This is a genomic window from Tenacibaculum aestuariivivum (assembly GCF_964507685.1).
GTDB classification, from domain to species: domain Bacteria; phylum Bacteroidota; class Bacteroidia; order Flavobacteriales; family Flavobacteriaceae; genus Polaribacter; species Polaribacter aestuariivivum.
On the sequence record NZ_OZ208414.1, the window covers coordinates 356,549 to 375,018 of the forward strand.

The 18,470-nt window shown below is 27.6% G+C and carries 17 protein-coding genes; 10 read left to right on the forward strand and 7 right to left on the reverse strand.

The window, feature by feature from the left end:
• Positions 1-8 precede the first annotated feature (8 nt).
• Genes ACN5J4_RS01470 through ACN5J4_RS01480 form a run of 3 tightly spaced genes read left to right on the forward strand, consistent with a single transcriptional unit; the run spans position 9 to position 4,551 of the window.
• Positions 9-965, forward strand: a complete 957-nt coding sequence (locus ACN5J4_RS01470) for a glycosyltransferase family 2 protein (protein ID WP_418650396.1) — start codon at positions 9-11, stop codon at positions 963-965.
• 43 nt (positions 966-1,008) lie between these two features.
• Positions 1,009-2,718, forward strand: a complete 1,710-nt coding sequence (locus tag ACN5J4_RS01475; RefSeq protein WP_418650397.1) for a phospho-sugar mutase — start codon at positions 1,009-1,011, stop codon at positions 2,716-2,718.
• Positions 2,719-4,551, forward strand: coding sequence for an ABC transporter ATP-binding protein (locus ACN5J4_RS01480; RefSeq protein ID WP_418650398.1), 1,833 nt, complete (start codon positions 2,719-2,721; stop codon positions 4,549-4,551). It begins immediately after the preceding gene.
• Between the two features lie 183 nt (positions 4,552-4,734).
• On the opposite strand, the gene ACN5J4_RS01485 is transcribed toward ACN5J4_RS01480, so the two are convergent.
• From ACN5J4_RS01485 to ACN5J4_RS01510, 6 genes are all read right to left on the reverse strand, one after another.
• A complete protein-coding gene (locus ACN5J4_RS01485) occupies positions 4,735-6,156 on the reverse strand; it encodes a CCA tRNA nucleotidyltransferase (RefSeq protein WP_418650399.1) in 1,422 nt (473 codons plus the stop codon).
• A gap of 29 nt (positions 6,157-6,185) precedes the next feature.
• The gene (locus ACN5J4_RS01490) at positions 6,186-8,177 is read right to left on the reverse strand and encodes an LTA synthase family protein (RefSeq protein WP_418650400.1); all 1,992 of its coding nucleotides are present in this window, start codon (positions 8,175-8,177) and stop codon (positions 6,186-6,188) included.
• An 81-nt stretch (positions 8,178-8,258) separates the two neighbouring features.
• The gene (locus ACN5J4_RS01495; RefSeq protein WP_418650401.1) at positions 8,259-8,810 is read right to left on the reverse strand and encodes an L-threonylcarbamoyladenylate synthase; all 552 of its coding nucleotides are present in this window, start codon (positions 8,808-8,810) and stop codon (positions 8,259-8,261) included.
• Entirely contained in the window at positions 8,803-9,750 is a 948-nt protein-coding gene (locus tag ACN5J4_RS01500; RefSeq protein WP_418650402.1) for a Stealth CR1 domain-containing protein, read from the reverse strand. The genes ACN5J4_RS01495 and ACN5J4_RS01500 overlap by 8 nt, the downstream gene beginning before the upstream one ends.
• A gap of 10 nt (positions 9,751-9,760) precedes the next feature.
• On the reverse strand, positions 9,761-10,666 hold the full coding sequence (locus ACN5J4_RS01505; RefSeq protein ID WP_418650403.1) for an ATP-grasp fold amidoligase family protein: 906 nt from the start codon (positions 10,664-10,666) through the stop codon (positions 9,761-9,763).
• A 41-nt stretch (positions 10,667-10,707) separates the two neighbouring features.
• Entirely contained in the window at positions 10,708-11,553 is an 846-nt protein-coding gene (locus tag ACN5J4_RS01510) for a glycosyl transferase (RefSeq protein ID WP_418650404.1), read from the reverse strand.
• A 151-nt stretch (positions 11,554-11,704) separates the two neighbouring features.
• Here ACN5J4_RS01510 and ACN5J4_RS01515 point away from each other — a divergent pair, with 151 nt between their 5' ends.
• Entirely contained in the window at positions 11,705-12,532 is an 828-nt protein-coding gene (locus ACN5J4_RS01515) for a glycosyltransferase family 2 protein (protein ID WP_418650405.1), read from the forward strand.
• Between the two features lie 59 nt (positions 12,533-12,591).
• Here ACN5J4_RS01515 and ACN5J4_RS01520 read toward each other — a convergent pair whose 3' ends face one another.
• A complete protein-coding gene (locus ACN5J4_RS01520; RefSeq protein WP_418650406.1) occupies positions 12,592-13,407 on the reverse strand; it encodes a 2,3,4,5-tetrahydropyridine-2,6-dicarboxylate N-succinyltransferase in 816 nt (271 codons plus the stop codon).
• Positions 13,408-13,712: 305 nt separating this feature from the next.
• On the opposite strand from ACN5J4_RS01520, the gene ruvX reads away from it, so the two are divergent.
• The 6 genes from ruvX to ACN5J4_RS01550 all read left to right on the forward strand — a co-directional run bounded on the left by ruvX (position 13,713) and on the right by ACN5J4_RS01550 (position 18,463).
• Positions 13,713-14,123: a Holliday junction resolvase RuvX gene (ruvX, locus tag ACN5J4_RS01525; RefSeq protein WP_418650407.1), complete on the forward strand. Its 411-nt coding sequence runs from the start codon at positions 13,713-13,715 to the stop codon at positions 14,121-14,123.
• A gap of 53 nt (positions 14,124-14,176) precedes the next feature.
• Positions 14,177-14,764, forward strand: coding sequence for a peptide deformylase (def, locus tag ACN5J4_RS01530; protein ID WP_418650408.1), 588 nt, complete (start codon positions 14,177-14,179; stop codon positions 14,762-14,764).
• 28 nt (positions 14,765-14,792) lie between these two features.
• Complete coding sequence (locus ACN5J4_RS01535) at positions 14,793-15,212, forward strand: DUF5606 domain-containing protein (protein ID WP_418650409.1); 420 nt, start codon at positions 14,793-14,795, stop codon at positions 15,210-15,212.
• 3 nt (positions 15,213-15,215) lie between these two features.
• Entirely contained in the window at positions 15,216-15,995 is a 780-nt protein-coding gene (mazG, locus tag ACN5J4_RS01540) for a nucleoside triphosphate pyrophosphohydrolase (protein WP_418650410.1), read from the forward strand.
• A gap of 71 nt (positions 15,996-16,066) precedes the next feature.
• Positions 16,067-17,515 (forward strand): MBOAT family O-acyltransferase, encoded by a 1,449-nt coding sequence (locus tag ACN5J4_RS01545; RefSeq protein ID WP_418650411.1) that lies wholly within the window; start codon positions 16,067-16,069, stop codon positions 17,513-17,515.
• Between the two features lie 12 nt (positions 17,516-17,527).
• A complete protein-coding gene (locus ACN5J4_RS01550; RefSeq protein ID WP_418650412.1) occupies positions 17,528-18,463 on the forward strand; it encodes a hypothetical protein in 936 nt (311 codons plus the stop codon).
• Positions 18,464-18,470 lie beyond the last annotated feature (7 nt).

The window sequence follows — 18,470 nt, forward strand, 5'->3', positions numbered from 1 at the left end:
TAAAAAACATGGATATATCGGTAGTTATACCACTTCTTAACGAAGACGAGTCTTTACTAGAATTACATCAATGGATTGCTACAGTTATGCAATCTAATAACTATGTATATGAAATTATTTTTATTGATGATGGTAGTACTGATGCTTCATGGAAAGTAATTAAGCAGTTATCAGCAAAAAACAGCACCGTAAAAGGTATTCGTTTTCAAAAAAATTACGGAAAATCTCAAGCTTTAGATGCTGGTTTTGGTATGGCTACAGGAAAAGTAGTTATTACTATGGATGCTGATTTGCAAGATAGCCCCGACGAAATACCTGGCCTATATAATTTAATAACTACTCAAAATTTTGACTTAGTTTCTGGATGGAAAAAGAAACGTTATGATAATGTAATTACCAAAAACATACCGTCTAAATTATTTAATTGGGCTGCACGTAAAACATCTGGTTTACAATTAAACGATTTTAACTGTGGTTTAAAAGCCTACAAAAATAAAGTTATTAAAACCGTAAAAGTTAGTGGTGAAATGCATCGATATATTCCTGTTTTAGCCAAAAACGAAGGTTTTAATAAAATTGGTGAAAAAGTAGTACAACATCAAGCTCGTAAATACGGCGTTACTAAATTTGGTATTGATAGGTTTATTAACGGTTTTTTAGATTTAATTACCATATCATTTCTTTCTAAATTCGGAAAAAGACCCATGCATATTTTTGGGCTTTGGGGTAGTTTAATGTTTCTGTTTGGTTTTATAACAGCTTTTAGTATTGGTACTTTAAAAATTTATCGCCTATTTGCAAATGTAAAATCTATTTTAATAACTAGTAATCCTTGGTTTTACATTGCTTTAACCTCAATGGTTTTAGGAACCTTGCTGTTTTTAGCAGGCTTTTTAGGTGAACTAATTATTAAAAGTAATCCGCAACAAAAACATTATACTATTAAAGAAAAATTAAACTTTTAAAAAACATAACCTACCATATGTTTTTTATTTAACTTATACATATATGAAAGAGATTTTACAAAATGCTAAATTATGGCTTTCTGACACCTTTGATGCAGATACTAAAAAGGAAATTGAACAATTAATAGCTGCTAAATCAGATGATTTAGCAGATCGTTTTTATAAAAATTTAGAATTTGGTACTGGCGGAATGCGTGGTATTGTAGGTGCCGGAACAAACCGAATTAACAAATATACTTTAGGTAAAGCTACACAAGGTTTAAGTAATTATTTACATCAAATACATCCGAAGAAAGAATTAAAAGTTGCTATAGGGTATGACTGCCGTCATGATAGTAAGTGGCTGTCTAAAGTTGTTGCTGATGTTTTTTCTGCAAATAATATTAAGGTTTTTCTTTTTGAAGACCTACGCCCTACTCCTGAATTATCATTTGCGGTAAGTCATTTAGGTTGTGATGTTGGTATTGTTTTAACTGCTTCTCATAATCCGCCCGAATATAATGGTTACAAAGTATATTGGCTAGACGGAGGGCAAATTGTACCACCTGAAGATACTGAAATTATAAAAGAAGTAAACTCATTAGCTTTTACTGATATTAATTTTAATGCCAATGAAACACTTATTTCTAGTATCGGAAGTGAAATTGATGAAGCTTTTTGGCAAGCATCTATTAAAAACGGAACTTTTAATGTAAAAGAACGTGAAAACTTAAAAATTGTTTTTACCAATTTACACGGAACTGCTATTAAATTAATTCCCGAAGTTTTAAAACGTGCTGGTTATACCCAAGTTCATATTATTGATGAACAAGCCGAACCAGATGGAAGTTTTCCAACGGTAAAATCTCCAAACCCTGAAGAACCTGAAGCGCTACAAATGGCTGTTGATTTGGCTAATAAAATAGGTGCTGATATCGTTTTAGGAACAGATCCTGATTCTGATAGAATTGGTATCGCTGTTCGTGATTTAGAAGGAAATATGAAGTTATTAAACGGAAATCAGACCATGAGTATGATGACTGATTTTTTAATTAATGATTGGAAAAATAACGGAAAATTAAACGGAAAACAATTTGTAGGTTCTACTATTGTTTCTACTAATTTAGTAAACGAAATTGCGAGCTCTTACGGTGTTGAAACTAAGGTTGGTTTAACAGGTTTTAAGTGGATTGCTAAAATGATTAAAGATTTTCCGGAGCTTGATTTTATTGGCGGTGGTGAAGAAAGTTTTGGGTATATGGTTGGTGATTTTGTTCGTGATAAAGATGCGGTAACAGCTGCTTTATTAGCCTGTGAAATTGCTGCGGATGCAAAAGCAAATAACAGTTCGTTTTATTATGAATTATTAAATTTATATACTCGAAATAATTTTTACAAAGAGCATTTAATTTCTATTGTTAAAAAAGGAATGGATGGCGCACAACAAATCAAACAAATGATGGTTGATTTACGTAAAAATCCGTTTACAGAAATAGACAATGCGAAAGTGGAATTTTTATATGATTATCAATCATCAATAAAAAAGAATTTAATTACTGGTGAAGAAGTAATTATGGATATGCCAAAATCGAATGTATTGATTTATAAAACTACTGATGGTACAAGAATAGCAGCACGCCCAAGTGGTACAGAGCCAAAAATAAAATTTTATTTTAGTGTAAAAACAACATTAGATTCAGTTGAAAATGCTGTTACTATTGAAACAGAATTAGACACTAAAATTCAACGAATTATCAAAGAATTAAATTTATAAATGAATTATTTTAAACGCTTTTTTAATTACGCACGCCCCTATAAATCATTAGGAATTTTAAGTATTATTCTTAATATTTTATACGCATTGTTTACCACGTTATCATACGTAATATTAATGCCTACTTTAAATATATTATTTGGCGAAACTCCTAAAGTATTTGTAAAACCTATTTATTTAGGTTTTACAAACTCATTAAATAAAGATTATTTAAGTAACTTATTAAATTATTATGTTACCTATACAAATGAAAATCATGGACAAGAAAAAACATTATTATATGTAGTTATAAGTGTAATTATTGTTTTTTTACTTAAAAATTTATTTAGCTATTTAGGGCAATTATCTATGATATTTTTAAAAAACAATGTTTTAAAAGATCTTAGAACTATTATTTATCAAAAAATAATAACACTACCCCTATCTTTTTTTTCAAAACAAAATAAAGGCGATATTATAGCACGTAGCACTAACGATGTAAACACTATTAATAATTCGTATCTTAATTTAATTGTAACCTTTATAAGAGAACCTCTAAATATTATTTTTACGCTATTTGTTATGGTTAAAACAAGCTGGGAACTCTCTATTTTTATTTTTACCTTTATTCCTGTTTCTGGCTTAGCTATTTCATTTATAAGTAAAAAAATAAAACAACAGTCAGGTGAAATTTCTCATAAAATTGGTGGTCTTTTAGGTATTTTAGAAGAAAGTATTTCTGGTTTAAAAATTATCAAAGCTTTTAATGCCGAACAATTCTTTTTATCAAAATTTAATAATCAAACCGAAGAAATTAGACTTTTATCAAACAAAATGAGCAAAAAAGAGGCTTTAGCAAGTCCTATGAGTGAATTTTTAGGAATACTTACTATTGCCGGACTTTTATGGTATGGTGGTAAAATGGTTTTAATTGATCATACTTTGTTAGGTGGAACTTTTATTGGTTTTATGGCTGCTGCTTACAATATTCTTACCCCTGCAAAAGCAATTGCAAAAGCTAATAATCAAATTAAAATAGGAAATGCTGCTGCACAAAGAATTTTTGAAGTAATAGACGCTGAAAACGAAGTAACAGAACTTGATAATTCTAAAGAATTAACTATTTTGAAAGAAAATATTCAATTTAAAAATATTTCGTTTAAATATGATGAAAACTATGTATTAAAAAACTTTTCATTAACAATTTCTAAAGGAAAAACAGTAGCTTTAGTAGGGCAATCTGGTAGTGGTAAATCTACTTTAGCAAACCTAATTACTCGTTTTTATGATGTAAATGAAGGTGAAATTCTTATCGATGGAAATAATATTAAAAATGTATCTAAAAAATCATTAAGAAGCTTAACAGGTGTTGTGGCTCAAGATGCTACTTTATTTAATGATACCATTGCTAATAATATAAAATTAAGCAAACCTGCTGCAACCGATAAAGAAGTTGAAAATGCTGCTTTAATAGCAAATGCTGCAGATTTTATTAATGATTTACCTCAAAAATACCAAACTATAATTGGTGATAGAGGTAGCTCATTATCAGGTGGACAACAGCAAAGAATTGCTATTGCAAGAGCTGTTTTAAAAAATCCACCGATTATGGTTTTAGATGAAGCAACTTCTGCTTTAGATACCGAATCAGAGCAACTAGTACAATTAGCTTTAGAAAAAATGATGGAAAATAGAACATCGTTAATTATAGCGCATCGATTGTCAACCATTCAAAAAGCCGATACTATTGTAGTAATGAAAAAAGGTGAAATTGTAGAACAAGGAAAACATGATGAATTACTAGCTGTAAAAGGCGAGTATTATAAATTAGTAACTATGCAATCATTAACCTAATAACTATTTTATTTTTACTAAATATAGTTGTAAAAAAGAGGAACGTTTTATAAAACGTTCCTCTTTTTTATAGGTATTATATATAATATAAGTTTAAATTTAAGCAACTTTCAAGAGCACCTTTAAGTTTTAAAGAAAATATTTTTTTTAAATAAAATTACTAAAACTAACATAGTTATATAACTACGCTGTTTCTAAGCCTAATTTTTTTCCTTTTAAAATCATAAAATTATAACAAGCTTCGTGCTCATTAGGTATTTCACCTTCTAAAATAGCTTCTTTTATAGCTTCTTTTATTTGACCTATTTCTCTACATGGTGTTAAATTAAAGGCTTCCATAATTTCTTCTCCAGTAATTGGTGGCTGAAAATTACGTACTTTATCGCGCTCTTCTACTTCTTTAATTTTTTCACGTACCTCTTCAAAATTTTTATGATAACGATTAAATTTTTTAGGGTTTTTAGTGGTTATATCTGCCTCACATAAAGTCATTAACGAATCTACATCATCACCAGCATCAAAAACCAATCTACGTACTGCAGAGTCTGTTACATCACTCGCTAAAACAATTGGTCGAGAACTTAACATTACCATTTTTTGAACAAATTTCATTTTATTATTTAAGGGCATTTTTAAACGCTTAAATAATTTAAAAACCATTTTAGACCCAACAAATTCGTGTGCATGAAATGTCCACCCTTGTTTTTTATGGTAACGCTTTGTTGGTGCTTTACCAATATCATGTAATAAAGCTGCCCAACGTAACCAAACGTCTTGTGTGTTTCTTGAAATATTATCTACTACTTCTAAGGTGTGATAAAAATTATCTTTGTGTTTTTGTCCTTCAACTTCCTCTACTCCTTTTAACGCTGTTAGTTCAGGAATAATACGCTCTAACAACCCCGTTTCTTCTAATAATAAAAAACCTACCGAAGGCTTATCAGCTTCTAATATTTTATGCAATTCAATTATAATACGCTCTTTGGTTATAATATCAATACGTTTTGCATTTTTAGCAATAGCACTTAAAGATTCTTGCTCTATTACAAAACCTAATTGAGTAGCAAAACGAATGGCACGCATCATACGTAAAGGATCATCAGAATAGGTAATGTCAGGATCTAAAGGTGTTTTTATTATTTTAGATTCTAGCTCTGAAATACCATCAAAAGGATCTAATAATAATCCAAAGGTATTTTTATTTAAACTTAAAGCAAGTGCATTTATAGTAAAATCACGCCTGTTTTGATCATCTTGTAAGCTACCTGCTACTACCTCAGGGTTTCGACTATTTTCATTGTAAGACTCCTTACGAGCGCCTACAAACTCTATTTCAATATCATTAAAACGCAACATGGCTGTTCCGTAAGTTTTAAAAACCTGAACTTTTGGTTTATTAGGTAATAAACTAGCTACTTTTTGGGCTAACTCAATACCACTACCAACAGCTACTACGTCTATATCTTTAGCGGTACCTCTTTTTAAAATAAAATCACGAACAAAGCCTCCAATTACATAACTTTCTAATTGTAATTGTTGAGCTGCTTTGCTTATATATTGAAATATTTCAGCAGAAATTGCTTCTTTAAAATATTGATTTTGCATAAATTATTCTGTAAAAATTATTTTAAAAATTACTTTTTATTATTAAAGTATAAATACTTTGTACTATGATAAAAAGAGCTTAATAAATCATCCATTTCTTTAGTTAATTTTTTATTTTGTTTACTAATATCTTTTAACGAATTGTTTTTTAAATTTATTAATTGATATTTTTTATTATAAACTGTTTTATAATAATATAACGAATCTCTTATAATTCCTGAAGCTGGTTCACCTTTTATACTTCTATAAATAAAAGAAAAGGTGTTGGTTTTTAAGCTATCTAAAGCATTTTGTCCAAGGGTATAATTTGTGTAATTTTGGTGTATTAAACTCATTGTTGTAGGAACAACATCTACTAGATTAACATTTTTAGTAATTTCTTTAGGTGCTACTAATTTGGGTGCATGTATAATAAAAGGTACGTTATGTCTTAAAATACCTAATTTATCTTGTGTTGGCTTATAATGTGTTATATCATTCATACCCCCTTGATGATCACCAAAAAAAACAAAGACAGTATTGTCATAATATCCTGATTTTTGAGCTCTTTTGAGAAATTCTTTAATATTGAAGTCTAAATATCTAATTGCATTTAGTTGTGCTACAGATCTAAATGCTGACTTTTTAAATATTTTCTCATCAATATCATCCTCTTTTAAAGGCATATAACTCCCTTTTTTATCTGGCACCGTAAAAGGCATATGGTTGGTAGCAGTTTGTAAATAAGCTACAAAAGGTTTTTTAGTATCATGTATTTTTTTGAAAATTTTATCTGCCTCTTTAAATAAATCGTAATCATCTATACCCCAAACATCTGCCCTAGTTTCATCTTCATAACTTCCTTCTTCATAAACTTTTAACCCTTGAATATTTGCTTGAAAAACAGCTCTAATATTTGCCCAATTAGCACTACCTCCTAACAAGTATAATTTTTCATAATTAGTAAACTGATTAAATAATATTCGCTGATTAATAATCATCGGGTTTCTAGAAGCTGATTTTACATTATCAACATCTGGTAAACCTGTTATACTAGCAAAAACACTTCCTGCTGTTGTTGATTTATGAACGTAATGATTGGTGAAATTAATACTTTTATGCATTAAACTATCAAGTACAGGTGTACTATTTATAGGGTTTCCGTAGTAGCTTAAAGCACCATTTCCTGTAGACTCTAGCATTACAAAAACTACATTTGGTTTATTTTTTATAGTATTATTAAAATATTTTTTTCTTTCAAAATTGATACTATCAGAATTAACACCAAAATAATTATTTATAATAGGTGCATATTTTTTAGTTGCAACAATACTATAATCTTCATTTCTAAACTTAAAACTATCAAAAAAATATAATACTGGATTTAATGAAAATTGATTTAAGGTTTTATTACTAGAAAAAAATGCTTGACTCCATCGTAATGGATAATGTTGTAAACTACTATAACCTCCCATAGCTAATAGTAATAGAGTAAGTATTGAAAAAACTATTTTATTTTTTTTAGTTGCTGTATAATTTTTCTTTGAAAATCTAGCATAAACCCAACTATTATATTTTATAATTAAAAAAAACAATATAAAAAGTGCTGCTGCTCCTTTATAAACAGGATAACTTTCCATAAAAACTTGTGTAGATATTTTTAGGTTTTCTAAAAAACGTAAAGCACTTGCATTAACTCTTAAGTTTAAATAACTAAAATGACCAAAATCAAACAAATAGAAAAATAAAATTATGATATATAAAAAACTAGTATATACAATATAAATTATTTTAGCTAAACTATTTTTAAAAAAAGATTTAGAAAAAAAATATGCTAAAGCCATTGGCACAAAAGCTAATATAGCTAACCTTAAATCAAACCGAATACCAAAAGAAATTGCTTTTAATAAATCATTAGTATCAATAAGTAAATTATTAATAAATAGATTATAAAAAATTATTCTTAAAACTGAAATAAAAATAAATAAACTTAAAATATTTAAATATAAAAATTTTAAATAATTAGGTATTTTATAGCGCATAATATTAGGTGTAAATAAGCAAAACTTCAACTTTAACAAACTACTAAAAAAGTAGTTAACGAATATATAAGAGATTAAAAATTATGCTCTAATAATTTCAATTTTGTTGGATGCTGTTATTTTTAATATAGTAGATGATTTAACTACTTTTTTATTAGAATGCAAAGCTACTACATAATCTACACTTTGTAAAATAGCTTTACTTATTTCTGTGAACGATTTTGGTGTTGGTGCCCCACTAATATTTGCAGAGGTTGAAACAATAGGTTTACCAAACTTTTGTATTAACTGTATACAAAAATCATCTTTAGGTATTCTAATAGCAATAGTATTATCAGCTGCTATAGTATTTTTTGCTAAATTTTTAGGCTTATTATAAATAATAGTTGTTGGGCTAGTAGCTGTTTTTAAAATATGTAATGCTTCATCAGGAATATCATCAACATAATTTTTTAGCATTTCTATAGAATCAACTAAAATAATTAAACTTTTAGACTCTTCTCTGTTTTTTAGTTGATAAACCTTTTTAACAGCTAGTTCATTAGTAGCATCGCAACCAATACCCCAAACAGTATCTGTTGGGTATAAAATGGTATTTCCTGCTATTAAGTTTTGTAATGCAGTATTAATCATTACTTATATACTTATTATCTAACCAACTTAACACATAGTCTAATTTTTCTTTTGGACATTGGTCTAAACTCTGCATGTTTAAAAATAATTTATTTTTTCTTTTGGTAAACGTATTTAATTTAAATTTTAACCAAAAAAAAGGCTTTTTGTAATTCTGAAAATAAATTAATTGATAATCACTTTTTAAAACAGCTGTTTTGTTTTTTATTTCAATATGATTTGCTAGCCCTTGTGGTGTATATTGGTTTGGGTTTCTAAATTTGTGTTTTATATTTAAAATTTCTACAGCTTTATTTTCTTTAAAAAAATTTAAAAAAGTTGATTTTCGCAATGCATAAGGCACGTGATGAAATTTATAATATTTTTTGAACCCTACTAACTTAGCACTTTTTTCTTGTGCTTTTTTATGTCCTGCCCGTTTCTTCTTCTTGTTAGAATTAAATAAACGTTTGTACAAAATATTTTCATTGAAACTTAACCACTTACCCCTAATAACAGGTTTACCATCAATAAAAAAATCTGCTATTTTAACCTCTCTTACTAAAAACATATCATCATTAAAATAAATAAAATGTTCTGACAAGTTAGGGATACGATATAATTTTGTTTCTATAGGGCGACAGTTAAATACAGGTAAAAAATTAGCATCTTCTTTAAAAATAGCTTCATGATTTATGATAAAAACATTTTCATAATCACCTTTTTTCTTATTTTTTATAAATTTTGGCGTTTGATTATCTGTAACAATATAAATGTTACGAATAAAAGGAGCGTATTTGATTATAGAATTAACAGTATATTTAATTTCTTCAACCTGATCAAACCTTGTTCTAAAACCTTTATTTGTTACTATTTTTTTATCCTCTAAAAAAGGTAGTATTTTTTGCTGATGAAGTTCATCATCTCCATCTACCCATGTAATTACGGCGTCTATTTGCATTTATCTTAAATTAATTACTTCTAAACTCTGTAATAACTTGTTTTCCTTTTAATTTAGGTAATTTAAACATATCACCTATTATTCTATTATATTTATCAGGATAAAAATCTTTTCTTCCATCTCCTGGATAAAATGTCATTTCACCAAAAATAACTTTATCTTTTACTGAGTAAAAATCTATCCGTACAAAAGGAAGCCCTACGGATAATTTCCATGCAAGTTCAATCATTTTCTGTAATGTTTTAGGTTTTTCGAAATCCTCTTCAATAAGTTTATCAATTGGTGAATCTGAAAAAGGTAATTTTTTAAAATCAAAATCATAAAAAGCATTTTTATGGTTTTTTTCTCTATCTAAATGCACCTCAAAAAAAGCAGGTTTGCCATTAAAACAATAAAATTTATAATCAGTTAAAGAATCTCTATTTTCATCTTTCATGAATTTTTCAGCAATAATTCGAGGTTTTACATCTTTATATGCCCATTCTTGCCCCGTTCTATAATATTGATTTGTCGATTGCCATTTTCTAATACTTTTCTTAACTTTTGCTAAATCTAAGTTATTTTTATCTTTACAAATGATGTTATAACTACTAGCATGTACACCTTTTAGTACAAATTTATTTGGCAATTTATCAAAATTAATTTCAGAAAATGAATTATAAACGCCATAACATTCGTTTAAATATTTTGCACCAATTTTTTCTTTTACAAATTCTCTTACGGCATATTTATCAACTAATGTATTTAAAATTTTAGGTTGATAATACATTTTATACCATTGAATTTTCTCATTAAACTCAATAGGATTATCTAAATTTAATTTCTTTTGGGTAAAATATTCATATAAAAATGGCAAGAATATTTTTTGTGGTAAAAAAGTCATTTTCTTTAAAAAACGTAATACTGTTCTATTCATCCTATTTTCCTTGATTTAAATAAAAAATAATCGAGTTTATTTTAATTTTTTGTTTCTTTAGTTAATAAAATTTTATCTAAATTAAAGAAATTAGATAAAGCCAACCATTGTACTTCATTTTTCTTTTTCTTAACATTTTCTTGCTGTAAAGAAACTTTTTGAGAACCTATAATTGGAATAGGGCTTTTTGGTTTATTTAAAGATTCTCTAGAAATTACATTATTTGTTAAAGACATTGCTTTAAACCATAAATCATCTGCTTTTGGTGCCAACTGCATAAATAAATCAATATCATGAATTTTTTTAGGCATAGAATTAACAGGGTAAAAAATTCCCCATGCTCCAATAGGTAATAAACAATTATAATTGGAATTTTGTTTTTTAAAACCCCAATTTACATAAGGTTCATAACTACCATTGTTATTAATTTTTATTTGCTTAACTCCGTTACCTATAATATCATTTGGATACTTTAAATGTTCTTCATATAATTTTACTATAAAATCTTCCCTATATATTAAATCATCATCACATGTTATAATAGGCATATTAGGATATTCATTTAAGGAATGTATTAATTTTCTATGTGAACATTTTAAATCTGAATATTTAATTTCAAAATAAACACTCTCTAATTTTGATAATTTATTAGGTATTTTATCTTTTAAATCATTATGTAACCATAATATAATTTTAGATGGTACTATTTTATCTTGGTTTAAAATACTTTTAATAACCAAGTCTAAATTATTTAATCTTTCAGGTATGGAAGTTAATGATACTATTACAGGTAATGCTGTTTTATTTTTTGTTAAACTAGTAACCGTTTGTAATCGTAAATACAAAGAATAATAGATAGATTTTGGTAATTCTTTAAAAACTTTCATTTAATTGATTATTTATTAACACTAATACTACCTTTATATATTATTAGGCAACTTAAAAAGTTGATAAAGTCTATAATAAAGTCTTAAATATTTTGCTCAAAAATAATATAATTAAAATAATCATTATTACTTTTGACTTTAAATTTTTTCTATGCAAACTACTAAAATATCAATAATTATAACCACCTATAACTCAACAGAATGGTTACAAAAAGTTATTTGGGGGTATAACCAACAAACTTATTTAAACTTTGAATTGGTTATTGCTGATGATGGTTCAAAAAAAGAAACAAAAGAGCTTATTGATGTTTTAAAAACACAAGTATCATATAACATAATACACGTATGGCATAAAGATAATGGCTTTCAAAAAACTATTATTTTAAATAAAGCCATTTTAAAAAGTAATGGTGACTACCTTATTATTTCTGATGGAGATTGTATTCCTAGAAAAGATTTTGTTGAAACACATGCCAAAAATAGCGAAAAAGGTTATTATTTATCAGGAGCTTATTTTAAACTCCCTATGAATATTTCAGAATTAATAAATGAAAATCACATTAAGTCTCAACAATGCTTTGATATTAATTGGCTAACTAAACATGGGTTAAAAAAGAGTTTTAAAAACAATAAACTAACCGCTAAAGGGCTAAAACAAAAATTATTAAATAATTTTACACCAACAAGACCAACTTGGAATGGAGCCAACTCATCTGGTTGGAAAAAGGATATTATTGCTATAAATGGTTTTGATGAACGTATGCAATACGGCGGATTGGATGTTGAGCTAGGAGAAAGACTAATAAACTTTGGTATAAAACCAAAACAAATAAGGTATAGTGCTATTACTATACATTTAGACCACCCAAGAGGCTATGCAAACCCTGAAAGTTGGAAACTAAACAATTCGATTAGAAAACACACCCGAACACAAAAAGTTACTTGGACTGATTATGGAATTATTAAAAAACATCAATAAAAAAACGCCCAAACACAATAAGTTGGGCGTTTTTCAATAAATATAATGTATTAAAAATATTAAACCGCTACATCATACTCACGAAGTGCATCATTTAATGAAGTTTTCTTATTCGTACTCTCTTTACGTTTACCAATAATTAAAGCACAAGGAACTTGAAACTCACCAGCTGCAAATTTCTTAGTATAACTACCCGGAATAACTACTGAACGAGCAGGTACAACCCCTTTCATTTCAATAGGTGTATCACCAGTAACATCAATAATTTTAGTACTCATTGTTAAAACAACATTAGCCCCTAAAACAGCCTCTTTTTCTACTCTAACACCTTCAACAACAATACAACGAGAACCAATAAAAGCACCGTCTTCTATAATTACAGGAGCTGCTTGTAATGGTTCTAAAACACCACCAATTCCTACACCACCAGATAAATGTACGTTTTTACCAATCTGTGCACAAGAACCAACCGTTGCCCAAGTATCAACCATAGTACCCTCATCAACATAAGCACCAATATTTACATAACTAGGCATTAAAATTGTTCCTGCTGAAATATATGCTCCATGACGTGCAACTGCATTTGGCACTACTCTAATTCCTTTTTCAGCAAAATTTCTTTTTAATGGAATTTTATCATGATATTCAAAAATACCCGCTTCTAAAGTTTCCATTTTTTGAATAGGAAAGTATAAAACAACACCTTTTTTTACCCATTCATTTACTTGCCATCCATTATCAGTAGGTTCAGCTACACGCAACACACCCGAATCTAATAAATCAACCACCTTTCTAATCGCGTTAATCGTATTTTCCTCTTTTAATAAATCACGATTGTTCCACGCTTTTTCTATAATAGCTTGTAATTCTGTCATCTTTATAATTTTCTACAAATATAAAATGTCTCTTGCTATCTTATGCTAAGATCTATTATATTAAACAAATATTTTTTTCTTGTTTAAATTACACATATTAATTGAGTTATTATAAGGCTATAAAAATACTAGAAGCTGTTTATCGCTTTACGCACTCGCTCTCTGCGAGGAGCTCAAACAAACGCTACAATCGGGGCTAGACTAATATAAAACTATAGCAATAACCTATTCTCATTTATTATAAATAATAAAATAAATACCCATTATACCAGTTTAAACTTTATTTTCGTAAAAAATAAATAATTTTGGGAAGAGTTTTAGCCATAGATTTTGGTAAAAAAAGAACAGGAATTGCTGTTACAGATGAATTACAAATTATTGCATCAGGATTAACCACAGTTAATACTAAAGAATTAATTCCGTTTTTAAAAAACTATATTAAAAAAGAGAACGTTGAATTATTTATTATCGGAAAACCAAAGCAAATGGATAATTCTGATAGCGAAAGTGAAGCATTAATACTTCCTTTTTTACAAAAAATGGCAAAGTCAATACCTAATATTCCTATCAAAAGAGAAGACGAACGTTTTACCTCAAGAATGGCTTTTCAAACAATGATTGATAGTGGACTAAACAAAAAACAGCGCCAAAACAAAGCTTTAGTTGATGAAATAAGCGCTACAATCATTTTACAGTCGTATTTATATAACAAATAGTTTTATAGACAAACGATTCTTTGTATTTTCGTGACCTTAAAATTAAAAAACACATGATTTTACCCATTGTAGCATACGGAGACCCCGTATTACGTAAAGTAGGAACAGAAATCGATAAAGAATATCCGCAGTTAGAAAAATTAATTGCCGATATGAAAGAAACAATGTATAATGCACAAGGTGTTGGATTAGCAGCACCACAAATAGGAAAAGACATTCGTTTATTTTTAATTGATGCTTCTCCTTTTGCTGATGATGAAGACTTAAGTGAACAAGATCGTAAAGCTTTAGCAAACTTTAATCATGTATTTATCAATGCAAAAATTATTAAAGAAGAAGGTGATGAATGGGCTTTTAATGAAGGCTGTTTAAGTATACCTAATGTTCGTGAAGATGTTTTTCGTCAAGAAAAAATTACTATCGAATATCAAGATGAAAATTTTGAAAAGCATACCCAGGTCTTAACAGGTTTGGCAGCACGTGTTTTTCAGCATGAATACGACCATATTGACGGTATTTTATTTACTGACAAACTTTCGTCATTAAAAAAGCGTTTAATAAAAAAGAAATTAGAAAATATTTCAAAAGGAAAAGTAGACGCAGGTTACAGAATGCGTTTTCCGAATGCCAAAAAAAAATAGTCTACTAAGACACTAAAAATATAACAAAATGGAATTTAAAAAAATTATAGCAGTTACCGGTAAACCAGGTTTATTTGAAATTATATCTCAAACAAAAACAGGAGTAATTGTAAGATCAATTACAGATGGTAAACGTTTTCCAATTGCCGCTACTCATAACGTAAGCTTATTAGAAAACATAGCAATTTACACCTACGAAGAAGAAGTACCATTAGCAATAGTACTTAAAAATATTGCTGATAAAGAAGATAGTAAACAAGGTGTATCACACAAAGAAAGTAATGCTAAATTAACTGCTTATTTTGCAGAGGTTTTACCTGGTTTTGATGAAGAACGCGTATATGTATCTAATATTAAAAAAGTACTTCAATGGTATAACATACTAGTAAATGCTAGTTTTGATTTTAGTACTCTAGATAAAGTTACAACTACCGAAGAAGCTAAATAATTTATGAATACTCGTAAGGAACAATTAGAGGCTTTTAATAGATTGTTAGATATTATGGATGAGCTTCGAAAGAAGTGTCCTTGGGATAAAAAACAAACTTTAGAAAGTTTGCGTCATTTAACGATTGAAGAAACTTATGAGTTAGCAGACGCTATTTTAAATAACGATTTAGAAGAGATTAAAAAAGAATTAGGCGATGTGTTATTACACATCGTCTTTTATGCTAAAATAGGAAGCGAAAAAAAGGCTTTTGATATTGCCGATGTAGCAAATTCTATTGCTGATAAATTAATTCATCGTCATCCTCATATTTATGGTGATGTTGTCGTTAAAGACGAAGAAGAAGTAAAACGAAACTGGGAAAAACTAAAGCTAAAAGAAGGTAAAATTTCCGTTTTAGAAGGAGTTCCTAAAAGTTTACCTGCCTTAGTAAAAGCTAGTAGAATTCAAGAAAAAGTTGCAGGCGTTGGTTTCGATTGGGAAGAACCTCAACAGGTTTGGGAAAAAGTTCAAGAAGAAATTTCAGAACTAAACGAAGAGATAAAAGCCAATAATAAAGAAAATATCGAAAAAGAGTTTGGAGATGTGTTATTTTCATTGATTAATTACGCACGTTTTATTAAAGTAAACCCTGAAAATGCTTTAGAAAAAACAAATAAAAAATTCATCAATCGTTTTCAATTTTTAGAAGAAGCAGCTAGAAAAGAAGGCAAAGAACTTTCTGATATGTCATTAACAGAAATGGATGTGTATTGGGAAAAATCAAAAGAGTTTTTTAAGTAATAATTTTCACAAAAAACTCAACTATTTCACAAATTTTTCAAAAAAAATAAAATACTTATCAATAATCATAAATGATTTTCAACTCAATTGACTTTGCTATTTTTTTACCAATAATATTTATATTTTATTGGTTTATTACAAATAAAAACCTAAAATTACAAAATTTTCTAATTGTTAGTGCTAGTTATTTATTTTATGGTTGGTGGGACTGGCGATTTTTATCTTTAATTTTATTTAGTACAATAATTGACTATTCAATCGGAAGAAAACTAAAAACTGAAAATAACCAAACTAACAGAAAAATACTTTTATGGACTAGTATAGTAGTAAACTTAGGATTTCTTGGTTTTTTCAAATATTATAATTTTTTTTTAGACAACTTTATAACAGCTTTTTCTTTTTTTAATACTGAAATAAAAGCAAATTCGTTAAATATTATTTTACCTGTAGGGATTAGTTTTTATACATTCCAAACCCTTAGTTATACAATTGATGTATATAAAAGAAAACTTGAACCTACAAAAGATTTTATCGCTTTTTCAGCATTTGTTAGTTTTTTTCCTCAATTAGTTGCTGGCCCTATTGAAAGAGCAACACATTTACTTCCTCAGTTTTATAAAAAACGAACTTTTAATTATTTAAAAGCCGTTGATGGAATGCGACAAATACTTTGGGGTTTATTTAAGAAAATTGTAATTGCTGATAATTGTGCCGAATATGCAAATTTAATATTCAATAATTCAGATGATTATTCTGGTAGTACATTAATTATTGGAGCATTCTTTTTTACTTTTCAAATTTATGGAGATTTTTCAGGCTATTCAGATATTGCGATTGGAACTTCACGGCTTTTTGGTTTTGATTTATCTAGAAATTTCAACTTCCCCTATTTTTCAAGAGATATTGCCGAATTCTGGAGGCATTGGCATATTTCATTATCAACTTGGTTTAGAGATTATGTTTATATTCCTTTGGGTGGTAGCCAAGGAGGAACTTGGAAAAAAATAAGAAATACATTTATTATTTTTATTGTAAGTGGTTTTTGGCATGGAGCAAACTGGACATTTATTGCTTGGGGGGTATTAAATGCTATTTATTTTCTTCCGCTTTTGTTAACTAATAATAACCGTAATAATATAGAAATAATAGTACAAGGAAAACTACTTTTCAATATAAAAGTTTTTTTATCTATACTATTAACCTTTACGTTAACCGTTTTTTCTTGGATATTTTTCAGAGCAAACAACATTAAACATGCGATAAATTATATTTCTGAAATCTTTTCAGCAAGCCTTTTTACAATGCCTAATTTTGAAGGAGTAGAAAGAGCTTATAAAATATTAATTCTTATTCTAATTTTTGTATTAATTGAATGGAAAGGTAGATATGGTCAATATGCAATTGCAAATTTAAAACTTAAAAAAAGTATCACTTTAAGATACGTAATCTATTATGCCATTATTTTAGCTATCTTTTTATTTGGAGGAAGAGAACAAAAATTTATTTATTTTCAATTTTAAAGACGATACTAAATGAAGAAATTTTTATTAAAAATAATACTATTTAGTGCTATCCCTATTTTTATAATAATAATATTATTATTTATGATGGATAGACTTCATAAATATACTCCTTCAAAAATGTATTATTCTAATGAATTTAATAAAGCTTTTAACAAAAAAGATGTGGAACTAATCGCTTTAGGAAATAGTAAACTGCTATCATCTATAGATAAAGAAAAATTAGACCAAAAAACAGGGCTTAAATCAGCAATACTAGGTTATTCTTCTGCTAACATATCAATTTCTAAATTAATATTAGAGTCTTATTTAAATAAATACCTTCAAAAACCTAAATTAGTTTTATTAGAAGTTTCTTGGTTTACTTTTAATAAAAAACGAACTCATTTCCATGGTATATCTGGCGATTTATTTATAAAAGATTATCGATTATGGAAAAATTATTTTGACTATTATCCCGAAATAAATAGTAAAATTGCATCTGCAACATACAAGAATTTAATTAATTTGATTAGAACAGAAAAAACATATATATCTTATAATGATAAGTTTATAGAAAAAACACCTTTTTCGAAAGAATATTTATTTAATATAAAAGATTTTGAAGTTGTTTTCCCTAACCATATTGCGGGTATAAATCAACTTTTATTAAAAGATTTTAAATCAATAATAAATATGTGTAAAGAGCATAATATTAAATTAATTCTTTATTCTGCTCCAGAAGATGAACAATATTCTAAAATGCAACAAGACATTAAAGATGTTAAAGATATATTCTATAAAGCTGCAACTGATAATTTAAATGTTTTCTATTTAGATTACACTTTAGGAGGGGATTTTTGGGATAAAAAATATGAAATGTGGTTATTAAATTCACATCACATAAATGAAAATGACTTATTTACAGAGGTATTACTTTTGGATATAAAAACTTTTTTAGATAATTAATTTTTTT